This is a genomic window from Desulfosporosinus sp. HMP52 (assembly GCF_000765145.1).
Taxonomy (GTDB): Bacteria; Bacillota; Desulfitobacteriia; order Desulfitobacteriales; family Desulfitobacteriaceae; genus Desulfosporosinus.
The window spans coordinates 57,954-83,148 of sequence record NZ_JMGA01000030.1 but is presented as its reverse complement, the minus strand read 5'-3'; the positions used below and the strand labels follow the sequence as shown (position 1 = coordinate 83,148).

21 protein-coding genes are annotated in these 25,195 nt (G+C 39.2%); 7 read left to right on the top strand and 14 right to left on the bottom strand.

Going from position 1 to position 25,195, the window contains the following annotated elements; translation table 11 throughout:
* Window positions 1–32: 32 nt before the first annotated feature.
* The gene (locus tag DP73_RS12965) at window positions 33–710 is read right to left on the bottom strand and encodes a vitamin B12 dependent methionine synthase (RefSeq protein WP_034600047.1); all 678 of its coding nucleotides are present in this window, start codon (window positions 708–710) and stop codon (window positions 33–35) included.
* A 727-nt stretch (window positions 711–1,437) separates the two neighbouring features.
* On the opposite strand from DP73_RS12965, the gene DP73_RS12960 reads away from it, so the two are divergent.
* A complete protein-coding gene (locus tag DP73_RS12960) occupies window positions 1,438–1,893 on the top strand; it encodes a hypothetical protein (protein WP_034600046.1) in 456 nt (151 codons plus the stop codon).
* 153 nt (window positions 1,894–2,046) lie between these two features.
* Here the strand turns inward: DP73_RS12960 and DP73_RS22090 are convergent, their stop codons facing one another.
* Entirely contained in the window at window positions 2,047–4,767 is a 2,721-nt protein-coding gene (locus tag DP73_RS22090; protein WP_052090656.1) for a PAS domain-containing protein, read from the bottom strand.
* A 501-nt stretch (window positions 4,768–5,268) separates the two neighbouring features.
* Window positions 5,269–6,006 carry a YkgJ family cysteine cluster protein gene (locus DP73_RS12950; protein ID WP_034600045.1) on the bottom strand — a complete coding sequence of 246 codons (738 nt, stop codon included), beginning with the start codon at window positions 6,004–6,006 and terminating at the stop codon, window positions 5,269–5,271.
* A gap of 268 nt (window positions 6,007–6,274) precedes the next feature.
* On the opposite strand from DP73_RS12950, the gene DP73_RS12945 reads away from it, so the two are divergent.
* From DP73_RS12945 to DP73_RS12930, 4 genes are all read left to right on the top strand, one after another.
* Window positions 6,275–7,435: a BMP family ABC transporter substrate-binding protein gene (locus DP73_RS12945; protein ID WP_034600043.1), complete on the top strand. Its 1,161-nt coding sequence runs from the start codon at window positions 6,275–6,277 to the stop codon at window positions 7,433–7,435.
* A 134-nt stretch (window positions 7,436–7,569) separates the two neighbouring features.
* Complete coding sequence (locus tag DP73_RS12940) at window positions 7,570–9,117, top strand: ABC transporter ATP-binding protein (protein ID WP_034600042.1); 1,548 nt, start codon at window positions 7,570–7,572, stop codon at window positions 9,115–9,117.
* Window positions 9,107–10,264, top strand: coding sequence for an ABC transporter permease (locus tag DP73_RS12935; protein WP_034600041.1), 1,158 nt, complete (start codon window positions 9,107–9,109; stop codon window positions 10,262–10,264). The genes DP73_RS12940 and DP73_RS12935 overlap by 11 nt, the downstream gene beginning before the upstream one ends.
* A gap of 3 nt (window positions 10,265–10,267) precedes the next feature.
* Entirely contained in the window at window positions 10,268–11,233 is a 966-nt protein-coding gene (locus DP73_RS12930) for an ABC transporter permease (protein WP_034600040.1), read from the top strand.
* A gap of 163 nt (window positions 11,234–11,396) precedes the next feature.
* Here DP73_RS12930 and DP73_RS12925 read toward each other — a convergent pair whose 3' ends face one another.
* Both DP73_RS12925 and DP73_RS12920 read right to left on the bottom strand, forming a co-directional pair.
* Entirely contained in the window at window positions 11,397–12,161 is a 765-nt protein-coding gene (locus DP73_RS12925; RefSeq protein ID WP_034600039.1) for a sporulation protein, read from the bottom strand.
* 206 nt (window positions 12,162–12,367) lie between these two features.
* The gene (locus tag DP73_RS12920) at window positions 12,368–13,117 is read right to left on the bottom strand and encodes an N-acetylmuramoyl-L-alanine amidase (RefSeq protein ID WP_034600038.1); all 750 of its coding nucleotides are present in this window, start codon (window positions 13,115–13,117) and stop codon (window positions 12,368–12,370) included.
* Between the two features lie 152 nt (window positions 13,118–13,269).
* On the opposite strand from DP73_RS12920, the gene tlp reads away from it, so the two are divergent.
* Window positions 13,270–13,485, top strand: a complete 216-nt coding sequence (gene tlp / locus DP73_RS12915) for a small acid-soluble spore protein Tlp (protein ID WP_034600036.1) — start codon at window positions 13,270–13,272, stop codon at window positions 13,483–13,485.
* 105 nt (window positions 13,486–13,590) lie between these two features.
* Here the strand turns inward: tlp and DP73_RS12910 are convergent, their stop codons facing one another.
* The 6 genes from DP73_RS12910 to DP73_RS12885 form a co-directional block, all read right to left on the bottom strand.
* Entirely contained in the window at window positions 13,591–14,439 is an 849-nt protein-coding gene (locus tag DP73_RS12910; protein ID WP_034600034.1) for a hypothetical protein, read from the bottom strand.
* Between the two features lie 280 nt (window positions 14,440–14,719).
* Window positions 14,720–14,932 carry a hypothetical protein gene (locus DP73_RS12905; RefSeq protein WP_034600032.1) on the bottom strand — a complete coding sequence of 71 codons (213 nt, stop codon included), beginning with the start codon at window positions 14,930–14,932 and terminating at the stop codon, window positions 14,720–14,722.
* Window positions 14,933–15,038: 106 nt separating this feature from the next.
* Complete coding sequence (locus tag DP73_RS12900; protein ID WP_034600031.1) at window positions 15,039–17,534, bottom strand: HD domain-containing phosphohydrolase; 2,496 nt, start codon at window positions 17,532–17,534, stop codon at window positions 15,039–15,041.
* Window positions 17,535–17,630: 96 nt separating this feature from the next.
* Window positions 17,631–18,302: a DUF5714 domain-containing protein gene (locus DP73_RS12895; RefSeq protein ID WP_034600029.1), complete on the bottom strand. Its 672-nt coding sequence runs from the start codon at window positions 18,300–18,302 to the stop codon at window positions 17,631–17,633.
* A 558-nt stretch (window positions 18,303–18,860) separates the two neighbouring features.
* Window positions 18,861–19,442: an NAD(P)H-dependent oxidoreductase gene (locus DP73_RS12890; protein ID WP_034600027.1), complete on the bottom strand. Its 582-nt coding sequence runs from the start codon at window positions 19,440–19,442 to the stop codon at window positions 18,861–18,863.
* Window positions 19,443–19,743: 301 nt separating this feature from the next.
* The gene (locus tag DP73_RS12885; protein WP_034600026.1) at window positions 19,744–20,049 is read right to left on the bottom strand and encodes a YmaF family protein; all 306 of its coding nucleotides are present in this window, start codon (window positions 20,047–20,049) and stop codon (window positions 19,744–19,746) included.
* A gap of 832 nt (window positions 20,050–20,881) precedes the next feature.
* On the opposite strand from DP73_RS12885, the gene DP73_RS12880 reads away from it, so the two are divergent.
* Complete coding sequence (locus DP73_RS12880; protein ID WP_034600024.1) at window positions 20,882–21,067, top strand: hypothetical protein; 186 nt, start codon at window positions 20,882–20,884, stop codon at window positions 21,065–21,067.
* Window positions 21,068–21,181: 114 nt separating this feature from the next.
* Here DP73_RS12880 and DP73_RS12875 read toward each other — a convergent pair whose 3' ends face one another.
* Genes DP73_RS12875 through hydG form a run of 3 tightly spaced genes read right to left on the bottom strand, consistent with a single transcriptional unit; the run spans window position 21,182 to window position 25,137 of the window.
* A complete protein-coding gene (locus tag DP73_RS12875) occupies window positions 21,182–22,495 on the bottom strand; it encodes an aspartate ammonia-lyase (protein WP_034600022.1) in 1,314 nt (437 codons plus the stop codon).
* A 4-nt stretch (window positions 22,496–22,499) separates the two neighbouring features.
* Complete coding sequence (gene hydF / locus DP73_RS12870) at window positions 22,500–23,705, bottom strand: [FeFe] hydrogenase H-cluster maturation GTPase HydF (protein WP_034600021.1); 1,206 nt, start codon at window positions 23,703–23,705, stop codon at window positions 22,500–22,502.
* Window positions 23,706–23,718: 13 nt separating this feature from the next.
* Window positions 23,719–25,137 (bottom strand): [FeFe] hydrogenase H-cluster radical SAM maturase HydG, encoded by a 1,419-nt coding sequence (gene hydG / locus DP73_RS12865; RefSeq protein WP_034600020.1) that lies wholly within the window; start codon window positions 25,135–25,137, stop codon window positions 23,719–23,721.
* Window positions 25,138–25,195 lie beyond the last annotated feature (58 nt).

The following is a 25,195-nucleotide window of genomic DNA, read 5'->3' as shown; positions in this document are numbered from 1 at the left end:
TCATAACTCCAACAACAAAACTATTCCATCCCTTAGTGAAAATGTCGGCACATTTCTTCGTTATAAGGTGCTTTTCTATTTGGACAATTTTCCCTGGGACATAACTGGCAGTTCTCAAAGGTACTATCTTTGGGAAATCGAATACCGGAAACAGTTTTAACGGGAAGTAACAAAAAACTATCGTTTAATTGAACGCCAATTAACTCTTCAACATTCCCTAACAGGTCAAACAATGGTTTTTGTTCCGTTATTGGCCAGTCAGGTAAAGACCCGGGGTTCATGTTGGCTCCATGCACTAGCCCAAACTCACGTTCCAGATACATCACAAACTCTTGCCGGGCATAATTTAGCACCATCTCTTTAATCGTATCAACACAATAACTTATAAAAAAATCATCGAATTGTTTTGACCAAATTTCTAATTCCGTTCCACAAGTAATAATAAAGGGGAAAACCATGGCTGTATCTTCTAAATTAACTCTCAAAATCCGGCTATTAAATCTAATTCCATCGATAACAACATAATTATCTCCCTTTGCACCGACCAAGGATCGTTTGAAGATTACTTTAGGTCTTGCAATTAACTGGGCTTGAGCCGCCAACTCCAGTACTTCAGCGAGATAGGAATTATCCTCCCTAAGACGTAACTTTTCTTGAAGTTTTGTCAGATCAATTTCACATTGGATGTTGTCCAAAACAACTGTATCCATGACGCTGCCACTCCTTCCCCAGACCCATTGTTACCCAATAAAACATTAGTCTTGGGTAATCTATTCCACAGTTATCCTTTTTTTCCTGCATCAAGAAAAAACTCCAAACAAATAACTCCTTTTTCTTTACCAACGTAATAACACCAAAATCACAAATACTAGCGTGATTTTGGTGTCAATTTTACTTCTTTATTCTGAAGCCTCAACTAAATACTCACCCCTCCCTGTTCGCTCTTAATTTTATGATCCTCGTAATTTAGGTTGTTTTATCGACTCTATCAGGTTTATCACAATTATTGTCGCCAATGAACAAAGGCTCAAGTCCTATATCGGCTAGAATAGTTTCAATTATATGCTTTTCTTGTGCAGTCATACTCTCTCCTCCCAATATACCTGATTATTTAGAATTTTCATATTAAAATGAGACCATATTATTGTAATCTAAGTAAGGCTTTAGATAAAGCGAAATCTTTGTCACAATTTGTAAAATTTGAGGACTAAATATATAAGCTCTTAATCGATCCCCTAACCATTAGGTATGTAGATTTTAGCTTAATGTAGTAGTTTTAAGTTTTCTATATAACTATATATACTCTTTAGAACTCATCTTGGTACCAAAAACGAACCCCAGTGGATTTCAAAAAATTCTTATTCTCCCTTTATTAAATAAAAATTTAAATTTTACGGCATACTTAATTTCGAATCGTTAAAAGGGAGAGTTAAGCAAATGAAGAAAGATAGGTTTGTTGCTGGAGGCATTGCAGGATTTGTAGCCAGTGTTACCTGTGATTTAGTCGGGATTACTTATAAAGCATTAGGCTGGACTGATAGGGCTTTCAACGATTACGCTACAATTGTACTTACAAATCAGATATATTCCAAGCAAGGTTTTTTGGGTCTAGTCCTTTCAATAATTAGCCATGGAGCTGTGTGTATGATGCTTGGTGTAGTCTTCGCCTATTTATTAATGTTTACTTCAAGTAATTATTTATATCTAAAAGGTTTAGGATACAGTTTAGCTATTTGGTTATTACTTAACACATTTGGTACATTACTAAAGCTTCCTCTTTTTATAAATATGCCCCTTAACGTAGCATACTCAACACTTTCTACTGCGCTAATCTATGGGCTGATGGTTTCTTTTACCCTAAAGTTCATTGATAAAAGAATGCACTTGCTCTAAGGATAAAGATTTGTTAAAGAACACAAGTAATATTTAAGATATTTAAACTCATACCAAAGCAATTTCATTATTGCTTTGGTATGAGCAACTTTCGCGAATCAAAAAATGATGTACCTATTAAGGTACATCACATTTCAAAAGATATTGGGCCCTTTAGCTTTTGATACGAATCCATTTCTCCACAATCTTATAAAATTCTTCCGCATCAATTGGTTTTACTAAATAATCATCCATGCCAGCGCTAAGGCATTTTTCTCTATCACCGACTAAAGCGAAGGCTGTCGTGGCAATTATCGGCGTACGCTTTTTAAATGTTTTTTCCATAGCTCTGATTATTTTTGTGGTCTCAAAACCACTTATATCAGGCATTTGAATATCCATTAATATCAAATTAAAACATTGGCTTTTCAAAATCTCAATTGCTTCAGTCCCACTTTTGGCAATCATCAAACTGATATTCTTTCGTTCACAGAGCTTTTTTATAAGAACTCCGCTTACATAATCATCTTCAACTAATAAGGCTGTGGAATTAATTGAACTTTGGGGATTATCCTTAGGGCTGTGATTTTCAAGTCTTTCAACATTTTGGGATTGTATGAAGATTACACTAAATGAAAAAACACTTCCAACTCCGGCCTGGCTTTCCACACTAATTTCTCCATTCATCATGTTAATCAGTTGTTTAGAAATCGCCAGACCTAACCCAGTACCTCCATATTTCTTAGTAACTGAATCATCACCTTGGGTAAAATAGGTAAATAACTGACCAATTTTATCCTCGTCTATTCCCATCCCCGTATCTTTTATTGAAAAGAGCAACTGCACTCTGTCCTTACATACCTTTCCTTTTAAAATAGACAGCTCAATACTTCCATGTTCAGTAAACTTAATGGCGTTTCCCAAAAGATTAAAGAGTATTTGCTTCAGCCTACCTGTATCACCTAATAGCCGACTATTGATTTGATTATCTAGGAAAAATGAATAATTAAGTCCTTTACGTAAAGCTAAAGGTTGAATTATATCATTTACTTCACCGATTAACTGCCCAAAATTAAACTCTTCAAGACACAGGCTAATTTTTCCGGCTTCTATTCGTGAAAGATCAAGGATATCATTAATAATGTTCAACAGGTTGTCACCGCAGGTTTTAATGATTTTCGCCATTTCCTTTTGTTTACCTTCTAGATCCATAATTAACAGTTGGGCCATTCCAAGAACACCACTCATCGGTGTTCTTATTTCATGACTCATGTTTGCCAGGAACTGGCTTTTTGCTTTGTTGGCTTTCTCAGCGTCTTCCTTAGCCTGTCGTAATGATTCCTCATAAGTCTTAATCTTGGTTATATCTTCAGCAATGCCAACTCTCCGTTTTATTCCAGCATTTTCATTAAATATTGGGAATGTCCTGGCCCAAATCCAGCAAATTGATCCATCAGATCGGACAACTCTAAATTGTTTATCAAATATTTCATTAGAATTATCATTGTGTTTAAATGCTTTGATTAGGGTATCTTTATCCTTTGGGTGTATGCCTTCAATAAATGATTGAGAGTTGTTATATAAGCTTTGGCAGCTTCTTTCAAATACGCTCTCATACTCTTTATTTATGTAAACTACTTGTTTACCTTCACTAATCCAAATAACATGTCCCAGATTTTCAGCTAGCTCTTTGAACCTTTCCTCACTCTCTTTGAGTCTAATTTCATTTAGTTTTCGTTCCGTAATATCTTGCACAACTCCATACCACCGAACAAGGTTTCCCGAGGCATCCTTATCATACTTTACCTTTTCATGAATCCATCTAACTTCGTTATCTTTTCTAACTATTCTAAGGTCTAATTTAAATTCATTGTCAGGAGGAGGCTCCTTCATCACATTTAGCACTATATTTCTGTCGTCAGGGTAAATCAGCCTAATCCCATCAGCAATAGTAGGTATAAATTCCTGTGGCTTATAGCCAACGATTCTAAACAACTCATCCGACCAAGGATATTCTCCGGTAATTGGGTCAAATTCCCAATATCCTAAATGAGCAAACTCCTGTGCTTCCAGCAATTGTTCCTTAGTTTTCTGTAATTCCTTGGCTTGTTCTTCTATAGCTTGCTGATATTCTTTGTTTTCTATTTTACTGATGACTCTCTCGGTTACATCTTCCAGTATGGAAATAATATACTTAACCTCGCCATTTTCTTCGATGGGCATTAAGGTATTATCCCAATACCGCTGATCAGCTGATCCCAGCAATCCTTTCCTTTCAGCGATATGTAAGCTGTTATTTGAATCCACCACACTTTTCCACGATAACTCAGGCTTGCGGCCTTGAAAATCCGGTATAAAGTCCATGATTCTCAGACCTAATAAACAATGCTTTTCCTTATAATTAACTTTCGGTAGTTCAGGAGGATTTGCAAGAGGATTAATCGTATCTAAGATGTACTCTTGGTACTTATCATTGGCTTTAAGCAATATAAAGTTAAGTGCAGAGTAAATCCCAATCCCAACTTTATTGTCCAAAAAGAACTTACTTAAGAATAATACCTTATCGTTGAGTCTTGAATTAGTCTTTTCTTGAAATATATAAATTTTCTCTTCTGCTGTTGATCCTTGTTGTATTTCCAGTGTTATTTCTCTGGATTCATAGTTTTTGGTAAAAATAAAGCCTTCTATTTGATTTAAATCCTTGCTCATATCATACGACTCAGTATTAATCCTTAGCAACTCGTGGATTACCTGGGATATTGTTTTGTCTAAAAGATCCTCTTTCGAGAAATCAGTTAATTCTAAAAAAGCCTTTCCTACCTTAACAACTCTAGCGTTAATTGTTATTAAAAAAGGCCTAATCTCAAGTTTATTTAATAAAGGATTTTCTGTCATCTCTATACCTCATTAGTAAATTCCCTACTTTATCTAGCTATTTTCGACACAATTCATTTATGCCCTCTATTTTCGACTATATATCCTAAGTTTCTTTAATAAATCGCCACTTAAATCTTTATATTCTTCCGATACTCCCATTATTCTACCTCGATCTACAAATATCCTCCCTGTTGACTCAAGGTTCTTTTTGAGAGATAAGGACTATATCTCTGAAAATAGAAGCATAATTATTACCTTTAATGCAACTCTGATATTTCAATTTCTTAGTGTCAGGCGGAGTCATCTGGAATATCATGTTATATATGGTAAAAGGGGGATAATATGATGTTGATCTTTGGTTGTGGCATTGCTATTGTATCAATTGCTATTCTTATGCTTATCGCATTGGGCATTGTATTCTAAATCTAGCCAACAAAAAAACTACCCTTCGCCCTTTATGGGGAGGGGTAGTTTCGGGATACTATCATTCTATTGGTAGGATTACGTTCCGGTCATTACTTAATTTATGCCGTTAATGTTAATTATTAAGTTTGTCAAAGGCTTGGAGCCCAAACATAAAAGTTTAAAACCAAATTTCATCAACTGAACGTCGTTATGCTTGATCTCATCTATTGCCTCTTGGTCCAAACTCAATTCTTCATATAGGGAAGGGTTATTCATCAATAACGTTCTAAATCTGTCTATATCATAGCAAGCCATAAAGAAAAGCTGTTTAAGCTTTTCATCAGTTTCCGGGTTACCCGTAAGTTTTAAGTGGTTGGGTATTTCATTAAACCCTTGTTCAGTTTCATCGTAAATCTCTAGACCCTGGTCTTGCAGCCAATCCTTTACGGTTTGTTTCTTTGTCTCATTGAGGCCATGGCAATGGGAACTTTCAAAAATAAAAGAGTATTTTCCACCACCCAGCATGTCCACAGGGGCCATGCGGCAGGACCAAGGTCTCTCTTGATAGACCTGACATCCCTTAGGTGTTATGAAAGGACATCTTAGTTTATTGTCCTTGGACATGTCTATTTGTACAATGGACAAGCCAGTATGAGGCACTTGTACCTTAAGTGTGTACTCCTTCAGAAAATCTTCTGAAGAAAGATTGAGAAAATTTTTCATCCGGAGAACATCATATGGAGAGAGATAAATATTGATGTCCCGGCAACATGTCTTAAAGCACTCCAGTCCATCGTGACAATGGAATGCAAACTCACTGTCTTCATTTAGAACTAAATGTCGGTGATTCATAAAATTGCCCCCCTTCAATCCTTTACTATTATAAATTATCTCTTGAGGATAAGATAGTGATTTAACCGAGTTCTCCATTATCTTTAGAAGACGGTTAAATGTTAAAAAACTTGGGTTTCTTGATAATCGTTAATAAAAAATTTATATTTCAAATCTTATATTAAATCAATGAATTCAACCGTTAGTAATGGATAATAGTTGTAAATTCAGATAAGGATGATACAATACTTTTATGGAAAATATTATTAAAATCGGAGGGGGAGTATAATTGAAAAGGTTTTCGGCAATACTATTAGTTCTTGTTTTGCTCTGTTTCTCGGTAATTACTGGCTGTGGCAGTACAACTAGTCAAGGTGATGCAACAAGCAAAGGCTTCGAAATCGCTCTCATTACCGACAAAGGCAATATCGATGATAAGTCCTTTAACCAAGGTTCCTGGGAAGGGGTCGTTGCCTTTGCTGAGGCAAACAAAATTAGCCACAAGTATTATAAACCTGAGGAAGCATCTGATGCAGGCTACCTTGCTGCTATCGATCTGGCAGTCACTGGTGGCGCTAAGGTGATTGTTACACCAGGTTTCCTTTTTGAGGTTCCGATTTACGAGGCACAGTCAAAGTACCCTGAGGTAAAATTTATCCTCTTGGATGGTACTCCTCATACAGCTGATTACAAAACCTTTAAAACTAATGATAATGTTGCGAGCATTCTGTACTCTGAAGAAGAGCCCGGCTATCTGGCTGGTTATGCAGCTGTTTTAGACGGCATGAAGAAGCTTGGCTTCATGGGTGGCATGGCTGTTCCTGCTGTTCAAGCATTTGGTTATGGATATTTACAGGGAGCTGAGGCTGCTGCTGAAAAACTGGGCCTTCCTGCTGGTGCAATTTCTGTTACTTACCACTATACAGGAGATTTTGCAGAAACCGATACCAATAAGGCAACAGCAAAAACAATGTATCAGGAAGGTACAGAGGTTATTTTTGCTTGCGGCGGTTCCGTAGGTAAGAGTGTTATGTCCGCTGCTGCAGAAGCAGGCAAAAAGGTTATCGGGGTTGATGTAGACCAAAGATACGATAGCGAGACTGTTATTACATCTGCAACCAAGGGACTTGGCGCTTCGGTTATCCAGGTTCTTGAGTCTATCTATAAAACTGACAAATGGAGCACCTTCGCCGGGAAGTCTACCTATTTCAATGCATCTAATAACGGTGTAGGTCTGCCAACAACGATTATTGGCAAACAAGACGGCAATGCCTTTGACCGTTTTAAATCCTTCACCAAAAAAGATTATGACGCTATTTATGCATCTCTAGCTAATAGCTCCATCGATCCTGTCCGTACCCTAAAGGTTGAAGATACTAACGGTTATGCAACCGCTAAAGAGCTTGTTTCCGGTTTGAAACTTTCCAAGGTTACTGTTCAAGTTAGATAACAAATAATTATAGTAACTCTGCTGAGCAATAGGCCTGAGCCTTCTGTCAGTAGAAGCCCTTTAAAGACAAAGGGGAAAGGCAAAAATTCCTTTCCCCTTTATGTGTATTAACTTGTTAAAAAAGGGGTTTATTAATGGAAAACTATATTATTGAAATGCTTAATATTACGAAAGAATTTCCGGGCATCATCGCCAATGATAACATAACCCTTCGTTTAAAGAAGGGCGAAATTCATGCCCTATTAGGAGAAAACGGCGCCGGAAAATCCACCCTAATGAGCGTTCTTTTCGGCCTATACCAGCCAGAAAAAGGCGAAATCAAGAAGAATGGTAAAGTTGTTAAAATCAATAATCCTAATGACGCCAACGATTTGGGCATTGGCATGGTACACCAACACTTTAAACTCATCGATATCTTTACAGTTCTTGAGAATATCATTCTAGGAGTTGAGCCCAATAAGCTGGGCTTCTTGCAAAAAAAACAAGCCCGGGAAAAGGTACTTAAACTTAGCAAACAGTACGGACTTGAGGTAAACCCTGATGCATTAATTGAAAAAATTTCCGTTGGCATGCAGCAGCGTGTTGAGATCCTAAAAATGTTATACCGCGAAAATGATATTCTGATTTTTGACGAGCCCACCGCAGTTTTAACCCCCCAGGAAATTGATGAGCTTATGGAAATAATGCGGGAATTCGCCAGAGAAGGTAAATCTATACTATTTATTACCCATAAATTAAATGAGATTATGGCTGTTGCCGATCGTTGCACAGTACTGCGCAAAGGTAAATACATTGGTGACGTTGCAATAAAGGATACTACCAAGGAAGAACTGTCCCGGATGATGGTGGGGCGAGATGTTAACTTCAAGGTACATAAAAAAACTATGGAACTCGGGGATGTTGTTCTTCTTGTAGAGAATATTACCGTTTCCTCTAAGATCCATAAAAACAATGCTGTGAAAAATGTAAGTTTTAATGTGCGGGCAGGTGAAATCGTATGTCTTGCCGGTATCGACGGAAACGGACAAACTGAACTAGTCGCGGCCCTTACAGGTCTGGAAAATATTAGCAACGGAAGTATCATCCTTGGCGGCAAGAACATTACCAAGGCTAACATACGCACCCGTTCAATGTCTGGTATAAGCCACATTCCAGAAGATCGGCATAAGTACGGTCTCGTCCTTGATTATTCCTTGGAGAAAAATCTAGTCCTGCAGCGTTATTGGCAGCCTGAGTTTCAGACCTTCGGATTTATCAAAACCAAAGCCGTACGCTCTTATGCGGATAGGTTGATTAAGCAATATGATGTGCGCAGCGGGCAAGGACCCATCACTCCAGTCCGAAGCATGTCCGGCGGCAACCAGCAAAAAGCCATTCTTGCCCGGGAGATTGACAAGGAGCATGAGCTGATAATTGCCGTACAACCTACCCGCGGTCTGGATGTGGGGGCTATCGAGTACATCCACAAACAGCTCGTCTCCAGGCGGGATGCCGGAAAAGCAGTATTGTTAGTATCCCTAGAGCTGGAGGAGGTCATGAATTTAAGCGACCGAATTCTTGTTATGTATGAAGGAGAAATCGTTGGTGAGCTAGACGCCAAGGCGACCACAGTTCAAGAACTTGGCCTTTACATGTCAGGTGCCAAACGCGGCACTACAAAGGAGAATGAAAATGCAGGATAAGACGGTTTCATCTTCAAAAGCTTTTGATAATCTAAAAAAAGTTGGAAAAAGCAAAGGCTTTTCTGCTTTTACCGCCGCTCTGCTGGCAATATTGCTGGGTCTTATTTTCGGCTATCTTATTATGAGGATTGCAAGTCCGGCCAACTCCTTCTTAGGCTTTCAGATGCTGCTGATTGGCGGTTTCAAACGTATAGGGGATGTCTTTTATTTTGCAACTCCCATCTTAATGACGGGTCTGGCAGTGGGCTTTGCCTTCAAAATGGGCTTATTTAACATAGGGGCCTCAGGCCAGTATACCATGGGCATGTTCTTTGCCTTGTATGTTGGGTTTATGTGGAAGCTGCCGGATAGTATTCATTGGATCGCCTGTATTCTGGCGGGAATGGTCGGTGGTATGCTTTGGGGTTTGATTCCCGGGATATTTAAGGCATTCCTGAACGTTAACGAGGTTATTACCTCTATCATGTTCAACTATATCGGCATGTACCTGGTAGATATGCTTATTCAAGGAAACGCAGCCATGTATATTTCCTCAAAAACCAGAACGGCCTATCTTCCGGCCTCAGCCCAATTGCCCACTCTCGGAATCCCTCATTCCAGTGTTAATATCTCTATTATTCTGTCCATCACTTTAGCACTTATATTATTTATCGTTTTAAACAAAACCACCTTTGGCTATGAACTCAAAGCAACGGGTTTTAACAAATTTGCCAGCGCCTACGCCGGCATGAACGACAAGCGCAATATTATCCTCACCATGGTCATTGCAGGGGCCATGGCGGGACTAGGGGGAGCATTCGCTATTTTAGCACCGTCGACTATCGCTGGGAGCAGTATGACCTATGAGCCGGTCAGCGTTATTGCCGCCAACGGATTTAATGGTATAGCCGTAGCCCTCCTGGGTAACTCCAACCCCATCGGAATTATTTTCTCTGCAGTTTTTATTTCCCATATCCAAAGGGGAGGCACACTGGCCAGTCTTTACGGTTATAAGCCAGAAATCATCGATGTTGTGATCGCAGTTATTATTTATTTTTCTGCCTTTGCCATGCTCATGAACTCAACCGTGGCTAACCTTATAAAGAAGCGTTACAGCAAAAAACAGTCAGTAAAAATCCCGCCGGCTGATCAAAAGGAGGGGGCGTAAATTATGGATACCTTCTATTATTTAATTCAGAATACCCTTCCGATTGCTATCCCCCTGCTTTTGGTGGCCCTGGGCGGTATGTTCAGTGAACGCAGCGGTGTTATTAACATTGCCCTGGAGGGAATCATGCTGGTTGGTGCATTTTTCGGATGCCTGTTCGTTTACTTTGTCCAAAGTACCTCTCTTGACGCCCAGGGTATATTGCTTCTGGGTATGCTCGTTGCAGCAGGTGCGGGATTTCTGTATTCTCTGTTGTTGTCTTTGGCAGCTGTAACAATGAAAGCAGACCAGACTATTACTGGTACCGCATTAAATATGTTAATTCCTGCTGCCATTCTCTTGTTCTCTAAAATGTTTTTCAACAGTGACGGCATAACGACAAGCAAGAACTTCTATATTAAAGAAGTTCCATTCCTAAGTGAAGTTCCGATTCTCGGAAAGTTATTTTTCCAAAACACCTATATCACTGTATATATTGGAATTTTGCTGCTGGTCCTATCGGCAATCGTATTTTATAAAACGAAGTTCGGTTTGCGCCTTCGCGCCTGTGGCGAACATCCTCACGCTGCCGACTCTGTCGGAATAAACGTCTATTTCATGCGCTATGCCGGGGTGAGCCTTTCCGGTATCCTGGGGGGGATTGGCGGATTCTTCTACGCCGTTGGTGTTATGAATGGCAACACCAACGGTCATACAGGGGTTGCAGGTTTTGGCTTCCTGGCACTTGCCGTTATGATCTTCGGACAATGGAAGCCTTTTAAAATTCTGCTCGCAGCCTTATTCTTCGCCTTCCTGCGTACTGTGGCCTATTCTATTGCCCTTATTCCCTTTTTAGATACTTTAAACATCAATCAAACATTTTACAAGATGCTTCCATATATAGCAACGATGGTTGTTCTGGCCTTTACATCAAAAAAATCAAGGGCTCCTAAAGCCGAAGGCATACCCTACGATAAAGGACTTAGGTAATATATAGCAATACCCCTTACCTGGATCTATCTTTATATCAGTGCCCCTTCCCTTGCACTATCTCTAACCTTATAACACATGCCCTAGAAAGAAAGACCGTATCGAGTGAAATTTACATCTCCTTCTCGATAAGGTCTTTCTCTATAAGCACCTACTTATGTAATTAATATTTACCAATTTTGTCGTATTCCTGTTGAATAATCTCGGCCAGGATTTCTGCAGTTTGTCCAGATGCCCTTAACTGATCATTGGTAAGGTAAAAGCTCACATGCCTCTCATCAAGATCCAGATCATCAATTGCACTCGCAAAAAAACCTCTTACCTTCTTATCAATCTGAAGCACGATATGAATACTATCTTCTTGGGCCTCGAAATAAACTTCAAGTTCATCAAGTTTTCCTCTGAGAAACTGCGTCGGTACATACTCGAACTGCTGGAACCTCCCATTAAAGGAACCTGACTCCGCTTTAGACCTAAAGCCAAGAAAAGCTAAGGCATCAAGTAAGCACTGGACATAGTGGTTTGGTCTTATGACGATCTCATCGATGTCCGTAGCATCAATGGCGCCTGGTATATCTAAGTTTGTTCTGAACTGGTATCTAGTGCTGGGCGTAGATATTGGGATATTATATGGAAGCTTAAATTCAAGCGGGATGCTTATTTCCGGTGAGTTTGCCTTTATCGTCAATTGGCTCGCCACGATTGCACCGGCAATTTCCTGATGGACCTGCCTTAGATCATCTCCTGCTTTGTATCTTGAAGATACCTCTAAGGCAATTGATATTTCCGAAATCACTTGATCTATTGCCCCACCACTTACATAGACCTTTCCGCTGACAATACCACCAAGTTCAACCACATTATTATCAAGCTGAAAGTTTACCTTGGCACCATCAATTCCCAAACCAGCCAGTATTTTCTTAAACATATTGATACCTCCATCCTTATAGTTGTCTAATGTCCACAACTTTTTCCCTTTTTAAACTATAACACACAAAGGAACCTCAGGAAACGCCCTAAATACTGCTGCAGATGCATCACCGAGATTTAGTGTCATTTATGACTATCTTCTCTATTTACTTAAAAAGAAAAGCAGGCTCTGCTTAACCTGCTTAACATACTAGCTTCCATTATTCACCCTAAATATTTGGCTACAGCAGCCGCTGTTTGATATTTGTCATTTCCACTCAACAGAACTTCAGCTGGATGTTTGGTCGTCGGACCCCCTACGACTATCAATTTCTCTGCACTTTGGGCTTCGGCAGGTACTGATAAATCTGCCGGTCTTACAAAGATAGCGCAGTTGCCGTGCTTCGATGCGACATCGTAACCCGCCCAAAAATCCTCTTTCGTGAACAATAAGACTGCCACTTTTAACATGTCGGTTCCTCCTTGCAAATCCTTAAAGAGTCGATCCCAGGGAAATTCTGCTCCAGGACAGCTAGCTCTATTAACAGAGTCGATCCGGTTATGCCCAATGATATTATCTCTGGATACAGGAATCCCTAAAATCTCAATTAACCAGCGATGTAAGGCAAGAGATGCCTGGTACTGTGCTTCAGGCATCTTACTCCCGCTTAGGCCTTCGTGTTCAATTGAGACGGTGTAATAATTCGGATTAACTCCTGAAATAAGCAAAGGCCAATTCGGTTGATTCACACTTCCGTTTGCCCAAGCGTGGTTTTTTAGATCCACGTACTGATGGATCTCTCCATTCTTACCGACTCCAAAATGAGAACTAACTTTACTCTCTGGATTCGCAAACCATGAGTCTGTACCTACCAATGTACCTTCCATGATGTGGTTTACAATCGCAATTATTTTATACCCCATCGGGCTACTGAAGTTAGGCGATCCGATCCATTTAATCGTTGGTTTATCCATTTTCACTCCCCTCTCTAGACATACTATGAGCGGAGCATCAATGATGTCACTACTTAACATGAACACTATATTTGTAAGGAACACTATGGAATAGCATCTTTCAGTTTAGGTCATCCTAATAATGCAGCAATGAATGAATAGGAGTGATAACATTGGCCAAACCAGATGATCGATCAGATAATGAGGAACACCTTCAGAATCATATAGACCACACTTTTGTAAATTTGCGTGAAGCAGAGGATTACTTAAATGAACATGCTGATGAGATTTCTGATGATGAGAGACAAGCTATTGAAGCTAAAAATGATCGACGCAGAGAAAGTATTGATTATTTCATAGCAGAAAAAAAGGATGAAGCTAGACGGTAAGCTACCCTATCATTCTACTCGAACACAAGCAGCCAGATCCTTCATGGATGAGGTTGCTTTTTTCCAGCTTAGGTACTCAAAATATCGACCTTCCACTTTTTAAATTTACTTGTTTTTGTAGCAGTAATCTAGCAAGGCAATTGATAGATAAATTGAGAAAATTGATATTGTCGAAAAAACCACATACCAAAACATATTATAAAAGTAAAGGATATGCAGCTTATAGGCAATGAAATTTATGCCGTAAATCCCCAAAATAACTCCGGACTTCCAGCGCCATTTAAGCCTTAGAAAATAGATTGAAATTATAATAACTGCAACAAATGTATAATACAAGAATGATGCTAGATATGGACTTCTTACCGAGTCAGGAATAAGGTTTCTTGTATAGTTTTGATATCCAGATAAAATAAACCCCCAAAACAAGGTAATTACGTCCAGCGGAAATAATCCCATAAATATGTAAAAATACAATCTAAGGGGTTTAATCCCCCTCATCAACCCCTTTATGTAATTCTTTTTTGCCCACCAGAAATAAATAGTCAACCCCACAAGAGTCATCCAAGTTCGGTACCAGTTATGCGAATAGATACCTAACGCCAAAAATAGTTCTTCAATTAGTCCGTATATTCCAGATAGAATTAATATCCAATAGTTCTTTAAATTTAAAACCGCTACTAACAGGGCAGTTGCCGCGACGGAAAACTGGGAGAAAAGGTTTCCTGCAATGACGTCATCAAAAGGTGAAGTATGAATAATCATGGGATAATAGTTGTATGATTTAAACACAATAAGGATCATTGTTTCGAAGAAAAGAACCAGTCCTACTAAGGTCATATAATAAGCAAAAGTAAACTTGCGCCTCTTGGCTTTGCTTATTGAGTAAATTACTATACTGATAGTCGAAATACCTAATAGCACATACCAAATCGTATTTGACCAAAAATAAATCATTAAATACTTTCCTTTATAAAACAATATCTAGTTGCAATCAGGGAGTCATGATATATACCTTCTCTAGTATTAGAGAAAATTCAAGATAACATACCATGAGGCTGCTATCGTAAAGGTGGCTACTATCAAATAATTTGGTAGTAGCCACCTTATGTTTTGTAGAGACACACCTGGCATCCTAGTCATGTGTGTTTTCTGCGTATTTAATTAAGTGGTATTTTAAAAACTATCATGATCATAACCCCAGCAACAAACGAAATTAACCAAGCCCACTGTGGTTTTATATAATGTCAAGACTCATTAACATATCAGCTAGGGATGAAGGTACTATCGTTGTAAACTTCCAAAGGGGTTTATTAATAGTAAGATAGAGGTAGATGAAATTACCTAGTGCCCAAAACAGAATTGTTGAGTAGTAATCTTTCCAGTGTCTCCAATCGCCCCATTGCCAAGTAATTGCTAAAACAATTATTGTGAGTAGAGGATCTTCCATTGTAACCTCCTTTAGAAGAAAGCTTGGCTAATGTAAATTATCCCCACTTACAATTATCCTAATACCCTATCTGGAATCAATTTATCCTTTAGCACTTGAAACCGATTTATCCGGCCTGACTGTCATTCCTGGAAAGTTTGTTTAATACTGTTTCAATAAATACGTTTAAGATCTTCGGGTCAAACTGGATACCTGCATTGTTTTGTAGTTCCTCAAGAGCAATCATTTCTGGTAATGCACTTCGATAACTCCTTTGACTAGTCATTACATCATAAGCATCAGCTATGGCAATAATTCTTGCTTGCAACGGTATTTCTTCCCCCATTAAGCCTTTGGGATACCCCATACCATTCCATTTTTCATGATGACATAGAACGTATTCTGCAATTTCTGACATATCATTCACTGTGCTAAGTATTCTATAACCTATCTCCGGATGACGCTTTATTTCTTCCCACTCAAGCTCAGTCAATTTCCCCGGCTTGTTGAGAGTAGCTTCCTCTATCGCAATTTTTCCTATATCATGAAGCAACCCGACTGTTTTTAGCTCCTCGATATCTCCTTCCGACAAACAAAGGGCTTTCCCGATATCTTTGCACAATTCAGAGACTCTATAGGAGTGCTGTTCTTCTCGTTTGTTTTTTTCATGAAGAGTGCTAATGATAGCTTTAATGGTCTTTCCTCTCATACTGGGACTTTCAAAAAGCTTTTTCTTATACATTCGATCCTCAGCTTTTTTAAATACTTCTAAAATATTTTCCTCTGGATTGTGTTTAGTTTCCCAACCAAATGAAACGGATAGTTCAATAGAGCCTACTTGTTCTTTTTTAGAGTAAGCTTTTATACCTTTAACAAGTTGTTCTGTTTCCTTAACACCTGTCTTAGGTAACAGGATAACAAATTCATCTCCGCCAAGCCTAGCTATAATATCGCCTGATCGACAGCCTTTTGCTATTGTTGAACTTACCTTTTGCAGGAGCTCATCTCCCATGATATGTCCGAATGAATCATTGATAAGCTTTAACCCGTTCACATCTGCCATAACTATAGTTAGAGGAAGATTCCTTGGTACATCCAGCCGCTTCAATTCCTCTTCAAAAAATCTTCTATTGTATAGCCCTGTTAGTACGTCGTTGTAGCTTAAATACTCTAGTCTATTTTCCAATTGTTTATGCTCAGTCACATCTCTCAACAAACCATGAAAAACTTGTTTGCCGTTGAGTAGAATAGAAGTCAACATGATCTCGACAGGGAACTCGATCCCATTCTCTTTTTTATGCCACCATTCAAATTTTACTTCACCCTTGGTCTTGGCTTGTTTATTCATTGCATAGGCCTTTTCTTCAGAAAGAATCCCATCAGGTTGGTATTCAGGTGAAAGCTCCCATAAATTTTTACCAATCAAAATTTCTTTAGAATCAGTTCCTAATAATCTTGTCGTTGCCGGATTACAATCGATAATCTTATTTCCTTCCATTATTAAAATGGAATCAGAAGAGCCTTCAAAAAGCTTTCGAAAGGTGTATTCACTAGCCCCTACTTGTTGTACATATGCATGGAGTTCTTTATTTTTTCTCCGCAAATCATACAATAAGCTAATATCTTGGATTACGAGAATTACACCTAGCAGATCATGTAGTTTATCATCTATGATTTGTTTGTAGGATATATTAACTGGAATTCTTTCGCCACTTTTCTTCAATAGATTTATATCATTTAATTTACTGCTATCTTTCGAAGAGTCTATTAGTATTCGTCTTCTTTTTTCTTCAAAAATAATGTCAACATCCTGATTTATCAGTTCATCCTCTTTAAATTCAAGTAAACTCAAAGTATGCTGAGATATCTTTATAATCATTCCTTTTGCATCCAACAATATGACCATATCCATAATTTCTTTAACAACTTCTTCAAATATGTAGCGTTCCGGAAGCCTTAGAAACTTATATTTAGTAATCACTCTGTAAGTACCCAAGATCATAATAATGGAATACAATTGTCCCGCTAGAGGAAATTGTATTCTTAAAAATAGCGGAAGTATATCTTGTGTTAATAGATTTAGAATAAAAGGAATCCCACTACAAGTTACTAATATCAAAGATTGCTTTTTGATTCTGACATTGCTAGTTCTTAAGCCCCAAAATAGTAAGGTAAGTATACTAATTAATAAAAATAAAAAATTGTACAAAAAATTGCCAATATAGAAAATATCGTTGGTGATTTTAGAAGTCTCAATACCTTCGCCAAATAAAAAAATTGCCATGTAAAAGAAAATTCCTGCTGGCAAAAAAATCAAAACCTTGGCCAATCGATATTTTAGAATTGGCTTTTCTGTGATTAAAAGGACTAAATACAGCGTAAGAGCACTGAAACTACACCACCCAATAGCAGATATCTTGTTCCAAAAGGAAAAACTAATTTTGTCATGTGCTATGTAGGCGAAGGAATAAGCAAAAGACCAGATCGCGTAGCTTGTACATAAAAGCAAAAATACTTTATGGACAAGAGATTTAGGGTTTTGGGTGAAAGTATAAATACCAATGTAAGCATATATAGCAACTGAAACTAATGATACTACCGAAAACAAACTCTCTGTACCCATACCACTTTCTACCTCAATATTTATGATATCTCTAGATTATATCATAATCGATGATGTTCACAAGCCAAAAAAATGGTGCGTGAATTGCTGCTACCATTACGTGTTTTTGTAATATGAACACTTTTCTTTTCGGCATCCATGAGGATGTCTATCAAAATACTTACAAGCATTGTCTTCCCTGACGATTGTTAAGGAAATACACAAATACTCTTTAACCATTTTAACAGATTCGTCCAATGATTTTCGGAGGAAATTCTTACAACAACATGGCCCTGTTTCCTTGGCAATTGTTCCAATAATTCTACCTGCTACGCTCATTACGATTGCAGTTTCTCTATCCTTTGAGCAGGATGCGCCAAGGATGACACTAAAGCATGCTCCAATTGCAGGAACAATCCCACATACCCCTGTTAGACCACAGTATCCTCCGATTGCTTGTTTCTTCGTCCTATTCAGAACTTCGACAATTAGTTCATCTGTAACTTTAGCGGTTCCTTCATTCTTAAGAACTGCCATCAAAGCTGCCGCTGCTATCCAAGCATTTTCACAACCGAGCATTGGGACATTATCCTGATCCATCAAGTATTCAGCAATTTCCAAAGGATTTATTGATTTGCTCTTTAAGGCAAAATTTTTTACAGTATCAAATACTCCTTCCCCGTGACACTTATCACATATATAGTGTCCATTGGGGCATGCAATGTTAGCAATTTCCTTAATGCCGCATCGAAAACAAGATAATTCCCGACCCAGGTTAAAATACTCCAATTGTCCATGGCAAATTTGACAGTTCTCAGTACTTGTTCCATTGTGCTGACCAGCACTTACAGCCGGTTCTCAACAATTTGCCGAGGCCTTTTTATTGATCATATTCTGATTTAGATTTATCAATTCTATATCCTCCTTACCTGACTTTTCAACTGACATACAGGGTTATATTACAATTCTGCGCGTTCAATCCGAAATCCTATCCCAACCTAAAAATATATTCAAGCCCCCTGCAGAGCCGCAAGCTTTCCAAGATCCACATTTACATCTGCTTCCCTTTTATCTTTATAACTTTAAGTTTCAGAAAACTGATTTGATCCATTTCATCACTGTTATCACTTCTAGAACCGTGACTTTTAATCTTTCAAATAGTTAATAAATCCTTTTACTGTAATTGAAAATTGGCTTTGGCTCCCTAAACCCTATTGTAGAACCTAATGAGTATAGGTATGGTTAAAGCTAAAAAAACGCTAAATCAAGCCTAATGGCGCAGCTTTAGCGTTTCTATTTTTTTGTGTCTTTTATGTACATTTTTATTTGCGTAAATAGCTTATATTATCAAAAATGCTTATTCAAGGTTTCACTAACCTTCCCTAGCATTTCTTTACGGGCAAGATCATCTACAGTAGTTACCGATCCAAACAACAAATGATCCACCGGTTCAATTCCAGTAAAACCAAAAACGCCAACATCCATCGTGGTTTTAAAGGCTCTATTCATACCTATAGATTCATATTGTTCCTCAGATGCACCATAGGTATTAATAATCAGGCCTTTCTTTCCCTTTAATAAGGGGACAGCTCCTTGATCCCCCATGGTATAAGCAAAACCAAACGAAAACACGCGATCTAAATACCCCTTTAAAATAGCGGGCATATTTGACCACCAGATGGGATAAATGAAAATGATGACATCTGACTCGGAAATAAAGTCTTGTTCTATTTTAATGTCTTCTGGCATTTTTCCTACTTTCATTGAATCTGTATCTTCAGGTTTTAACACTGGTTGAAAGTTAATTTTGTACAAATCACGAACGATAACTTCTTGTCCCTTTTCTCTTAAACTGGACTCCACCTGATCTAAAATTGCACGATTAAAACTATCCTGATGTTGATGGGCGAAAACAATTAATTTTTTCAATTAACCCTGCCTCCTTTTAATTTAGTATTCTATTATTAAAAGAAATTATTCAGTCCGGTTGACTATTAGAGTTAAGCCATGACAATGGGTAGGGTTTCTTAGTGGCAGTATTCTTAACCTTAGGAGTAACAAGTGTTAAGGATAGCACAATTTGTAATATATACATGCAGCATATATGTAAATCATTAGGAACTAGTTAAGTTAGCTTAGATAGTTCCTAAATATTATCTTACTTGATTGAACGCAAGACACTTATATTTTATAAGAGCAAGATTTAAATTAAACCCACGGAGAGTCCTAATTAATGACAGGAAGGGAAGTCTGTCCCTTTATAAGCATGCCTATGCCTATCTTCAATTGTTGTAATTCCTTTATAGCAGTGGATATGTCCACCACTTGGAAGGTGTATGGCTGGCCCATTTTCACCTTGATAATAATGCACATGACCATTATCTACAGTGGTTACCCCACTATAGCAATGAACGTGTGTATTCCCTCGTCTAATTCCTAGACTGGAAACACCAATTATTCTATGGGAGTGACCATGATCAAAGGTTGTGGGAAAGCAATACTTATGAACATGTAATATATCCGAATTATAATGCATAAATTTTCCTCCTTCTATATTTCATACAAATTATGTAATTTTGAGCAGGAATGTGAAAGTTATGTCCTAAAGCATCATCGGTCAATAACTCCTGAAATTAACAATTGTGGACATGTTGCATATGATATATCAGAATCCTGATCTTATAGGATTCCAAATAAGGAGGTGCATAGGAATGTTTATAGGTTTATTTGGATTATTAGGATTTTTAGCGTTTTTAGTTGCATTGTTGATTTTAGTTTCTCCATGGTTATGGCTTGTAGGAACAAGAATCGCTGTACCTGTTGCTAGTTAAAACTTTTGGCCCAGGTAGTAGCCTGGGCCATCTATTCTCTAATCACCTATTTCAGAGAACATCTACGGACACGCTTAATGGAATATATTCGAAAGTGTCTCTTCTTATGGGATTTCAATAAGGAGGTGAACTGAAATGCTTTCAGGTTTTTTGCGTGTTCTCGTTGCATTGTGGAGAATCATTACTTGGTTGTTTGAACATTCCAGAAAAATACCAACACCTACAACAGCATAAAGAATTTGCCTAGGCATAAACGCCTAGGCTCTTTTGTTAGCTCGAATCTGCCCCCCAAAAATAGACGCTCACAAAAGCGGAACTTCCTCGCGGGTAGCAGAACCTATCACACTATTGTCATATTTATTATCCATCATAATAGTGCCTCCTTGCATATGTTCTGATTCAGCATATGCAGAAGAATGGCTAAGTGAAAATTTTTAAATGTATTCATAAGTTCTTCACAACTTATTCATCGCTTTTTCATTTACAGCAGCTATACTTCATAAGGTAACTTGTCTTATGAAATGGAGGGTAACAATAATGAAAAAGGTTTTTACAATAATCACTACTGGATTTATGGTTTTAGCTTTCTCTAGCACTGCTTTTGCATCAACAGCGGTATCTGAAATGGCTACAAACAAAGGTGGTCAATCTGTAGCAGAATGTGCTCAAACCATGGATAACGGCGTATCTAAGTGTGCTCAAATGCCGTTTTGCAACGAATAGTATTATACCATTAGGGCCCATTGCTCTTCTCATTTGACTTTATTCTGTTTGTAAAGTCAAATGATAGGCAATGGGCCTTTTATTTACGATCGTATACGCAAGTTATTACATAGATTACTCATCCAGCATTTCTTTAGCCCTTTGTACATTGCCGCTGGATTTTTCAATTATTTCACTTACTTTATCATAGCCTAAAAAGGGCGTGTAGGCCGCGGTAAAGGCGTAGGATAATTCAAGCAGGTCCTTACATCTCTCGGCATTTGGTTTAATAAGCTCAATACACTTCGTGCGAAACAGCTCAGCGGCATTTATCAAAAGCCCTAAGCTTTCCAGCAGAGAATCGGCAATCAGAGGCATAAAAGCGTTAAGTTCAAATTCCCCATGGGCGGCGGCGGTTGAGATGGCTACGTCGTTAGCCATTACTCTCATGGAAACTTGCATTACCATTTCAGGAATAACCGGATTCACCTTGCCGGGCATGATGGTACTGCCCATTTGCAGCGGTGCCAAGGTTATTTCCGACAATCCTCCTCTTGGTCCTGAATTCATGAGCCGCAAGTCATTGGAGATTTTCATCAGATTTACTGCCAGGGCCTTGAGTAACCCCGATACTTCGACGAATACATCATTGTTCTGCGTAATATCCATGGGATACTCGGCTGTGGCCAGACCTATTCCAGTTAATTCTCTGAGTACTTCAATGACTCCGAAGCGATACTTTCTTTCAGCATTGTTTCCGATACCAACCGCTGTTCCTCCGATGTTTACCTGCCGCAGCCGCTCTTCAACTTTATACAGTCGCCAGCGATCCCTGGCAACAGCCTGGGCATAGGAACCGAATTCCTGTCCCAGAGTAATTGGAACTGCATCCATCAGCTCTGTTCTGCCAAGCTTTATAATGCTATCGAATTCATTCTCCTTCGTCTGCAACGCTTGCTGAAGTTGGGCACAGGCTTCGCTTAGCTTTCTCAACATCTGAATAGCAGCAATGCGCAGAGCCGTTGGATAGACATCGTTTGTGGACTGTCCGCGGTTCACATCATCTAAGGGATGAACGATATCGTAACTTCCTGTTTTGAATCCCAACTTCAAAAGTGTAAGATTAGCAATCACTTCATTAACATTCATATTCGTTGAGGTTCCGGCCCCGCCCTGGAGTGCTTCCGTTACAAAGGCGTCATCCAGTTTTCCCTGCAGAATCATATCGCAGACTTGAGAAATCCCAGCATAAACTCCATCCTTGCCCACACCAAGCTTCTGGTAGGTCATGGCAGCAGCTTTCTTGATGGTGACAAGAGCATAAATCAACTGTAAACTTGTTTTTTTATGTTCAAGTTTGAAATTATCCATTGCCCGGGCGGTTTGGATACCGTGCAACTTTTCATCTTCCAAGAGGATTTCTCCGATCTTGTCTCTTTCACTACGCATAACCCTAGTCCTCAAATTCTGCTAGAATGTTAGGAAACATAGCAATGCTTCGCTTTAATATCCCCTGCATATAAGCAATAAGAATACCGTAGTTGGTAAAGGGTACTTGCTGATCCGCGGCACATTTTTGACGATATTTCATTTCTCTTTCGTTGAGCATGCAACCGCCGCAGTGAACAATCAGTTTATATTTGGACAGATTATCGGGAAATTCCGTCCCTGATGTAAATTCAACGTTAATCTGCTTTTGGGAATAGTTTTTAATCCAGCGGGGCAGCTTTACCGTGCCGATATCATCACACTGTCTGTGATGGGTGCATCCCTCGGAAATGAGAATGGTCTCACCCTCCTGTAGGGAGTCCAGGGCTTTTGCTCCTTTAACAGCGGATTCTAGAGTGCCCTTGTATCTGGCAAAAAGAATGGAAAATGAGGTTAGAAAAATATCCTGAGGTGTATCTGCCGACACCTTGGCAAAGACTTGACTGTCGGTAATTACAAGTTTCGGCTTTTTCCCCAGACTTTCCAGGGTTTCCCGCAGCTCGAATTCTTTAACGACAATAGCCGTGGCATCAGCTTCCAGAATATCACGGATAGTCTGCTGCTGGGGCAGAATCAGCCTGCCCTTAGGAGCGGCCTTGTCAATAGGGGTTACCAGCACCACAAAGTCTGAGGGATTAATCAGGTCTCCTACAATTTTTAGCTTTGGTTCCTCAGTAACCGCCAAGGCCGCAATTTTTCCCTTCAGCTTTTCAATATTGTGCCCGGTTTCAGCGCTGACAGATAGTTCATGCTCCGTTTCAGGTATTTCCTCTCCTGCCAGATCCGATTTATTGTAGGCAACAACATAATTAATCTTCTTCTCAGCGAATAGCGCAATCAGTTCTTCATCCTCAGAGGTTTTACCACTGATCGAATCAATTACCAGCACAGCAACATCAGTTTTGTTAAGCACCTGACGGCTTTTTTTAACCCGCAGTTCTCCCAGGTCACCTGCATCATCAATTCCAGGTGTGTCAATGATCATGACCGGACCCAAAGGAAGGAGTTCCATGGCTTTAGAGACTGGATCTGTCGTTGTACCCTTTACATTGGATACAACAGCCAGATCTTGTCCTGTAACAGCATTTACGATACTGGATTTGCCAGCGTTTCTCTTGCCGAAAAATCCTATATGAACCCGATTGGCAGAGGGTGTTTCATTCAATCCCATGTTTATCAGCCTCCTAAAACCTGAAATCCCGGCTTCCATTGCTTATTTTTAACAGATTCTCCTTGGCAATCTCACGGACCTTTTCCTTAGGAATATTTCCAATTTCCTCTTGGATAATAGCTTCACCGGCGGTTTTTGTTTCCTGGGAAGCGTAATCCTCCAGATATTCCTTAAGTGTCATCAGGGCATTAGGATGGCAGCAGTTCTGAATCTGTCCGCTCTTCAAAAGAGTCATAAACCTGTCGCCGGTTCTCCCTTCCCTGTAACAGGCGGTGCAAAAGCTGGGAATGAAGCCTAAGTCCATGAGCCATTTAACCACTTCATCCAGGGTTCTGGTGTCGCTGACCTCAAATTGCTCGGAATTGTCATCTTCCGCTTCAGGCTGGGCATATCCCCCGACACTTGTCTTAGAACCTCCGCTAATTTGTGAAACTCCTAAATGAAGCACACGTTCCCGACATTCCTTGCTTTCTCTCGTCGAAACGATCATCCCTGTGTAGGGCACAGCTACGCGAATACATGCTACAATTTTAGCAAAGATATCATCATTGATTCCATTAGCAAAGGTCGAGGGATCAATATCATCTGCCTGACGTATTCTGGGGACACTGATGGTATGAGGCCCTACCCCAAATACTTCCTCCAGATGCTCAGCATGCATCAGTAAACCTGCAAATTCGTAGCGGTATAATTCAAGTCCAAACAATACCCCCAGACCGACATCATCGATGCCTCCGGTCATAGCCCTATCCATGGCTTCAGTATGATAAGCATAGTTGTGCTTGGGCCCGGTGGGATGTAATTTTTCATAGCTGTCCTTATGGTAGGTTTCCTGAAATAGAATATAGGTTCCAATCCCGGCATCCTTCAGTTTTTGATAATTTTCCACGGTGGTTGCCGCGATATTTACATTAACCCGACGGATGGCGCCATTTTTATGTTTGATGCTATAAATGGTATCAATACATTCCAGTATGTATTCAATGGGATTGTTCACAGGGTCTTCCCCTGCTTCCAGGGCCAGGCGCTTATGCCCCATATCTTGAAGAGCTATAACTTCTCTGCGGACTTCCTCCTGGGTCATTTTCTTCCTGGCGATATGCTTATTTTTCAAATGATAAGGACAGTACAGACAGCCATTGACACAGTAATTGGACAGATACAGAGGGGCAAACATTACAATACGATTGCCATAAAAATCTTTTTTAATTTGCTCGGCCAAGGCATAAATTTCTTGGTTTTTTTCTTCGATATCACAGTCCAACAAGACTGCGGCCTCTCTGTGAGAAAGTCCTTGGCGTAATTTTGCTTTTTGGATGATGCTGTCGATCAATTCGATATTATTTTTATTCTTTTCGGCATACTCCAGGGTGCTAAGAACTTCTTCATGGGCAATAAATTCCTCTGCTTTAGCTGATTTTGCATTATACATAACAAAATTCCTTTCTTAGCGGGTCAGACATGTCTTTCCCTTCAGTATTAGTATTTTT

Excerpts from the sequence above, each read along its gene's own strand:
- DP73_RS12875 (WP_034600022.1), bottom strand. The coding sequence starts at position 22,495 with ATGCGTAGTGAAAGAGACAAGATCGGAGAAATCCTCTTGGAAGATGAA.
- DP73_RS12880 (WP_034600024.1), top strand. The coding sequence starts at position 20,882 with ATGAAAAAGGTTTTTACAATAATCACTACTGGATTTATGGTTTTAGCT.
- DP73_RS12885 (WP_034600026.1), bottom strand. The coding sequence starts at position 20,049 with ATGCATTATAATTCGGATATATTACATGTTCATAAGTATTGCTTTCCC.
- DP73_RS12935 (WP_034600041.1), top strand. The coding sequence starts at position 9,107 with ATGCAGGATAAGACGGTTTCATCTTCAAAAGCTTTTGATAATCTAAAA.
- DP73_RS12940 (WP_034600042.1), top strand. The coding sequence starts at position 7,570 with ATGGAAAACTATATTATTGAAATGCTTAATATTACGAAAGAATTTCCG.
- DP73_RS12925 (WP_034600039.1), bottom strand. The coding sequence starts at position 12,161 with ATGTTTAAGAAAATACTGGCTGGTTTGGGAATTGATGGTGCCAAGGTA.
- DP73_RS12965 (WP_034600047.1), bottom strand. The coding sequence starts at position 710 with ATGGATACAGTTGTTTTGGACAACATCCAATGTGAAATTGATCTGACA.
- DP73_RS12920 (WP_034600038.1), bottom strand. The coding sequence starts at position 13,117 with ATGGATAAACCAACGATTAAATGGATCGGATCGCCTAACTTCAGTAGC.
- DP73_RS12900 (WP_034600031.1), bottom strand. The coding sequence starts at position 17,534 with ATGGGTACAGAGAGTTTGTTTTCGGTAGTATCATTAGTTTCAGTTGCT.
- DP73_RS22090 (WP_052090656.1), bottom strand. The coding sequence starts at position 4,767 with ATGACAGAAAATCCTTTATTAAATAAACTTGAGATTAGGCCTTTTTTA.
- hydF (WP_034600021.1), bottom strand. The coding sequence starts at position 23,705 with ATGGGATTGAATGAAACACCCTCTGCCAATCGGGTTCATATAGGATTT.
- DP73_RS12960 (WP_034600046.1), top strand. The coding sequence starts at position 1,438 with ATGAAGAAAGATAGGTTTGTTGCTGGAGGCATTGCAGGATTTGTAGCC.
- DP73_RS12905 (WP_034600032.1), bottom strand. The coding sequence starts at position 14,932 with ATGGAAGATCCTCTACTCACAATAATTGTTTTAGCAATTACTTGGCAA.
- DP73_RS12930 (WP_034600040.1), top strand. The coding sequence starts at position 10,268 with ATGGATACCTTCTATTATTTAATTCAGAATACCCTTCCGATTGCTATC.
- DP73_RS12950 (WP_034600045.1), bottom strand. The coding sequence starts at position 6,006 with ATGAATCACCGACATTTAGTTCTAAATGAAGACAGTGAGTTTGCATTC.
- DP73_RS12910 (WP_034600034.1), bottom strand. The coding sequence starts at position 14,439 with ATGATTTATTTTTGGTCAAATACGATTTGGTATGTGCTATTAGGTATT.
- hydG (WP_034600020.1), bottom strand. The coding sequence starts at position 25,137 with ATGTATAATGCAAAATCAGCTAAAGCAGAGGAATTTATTGCCCATGAA.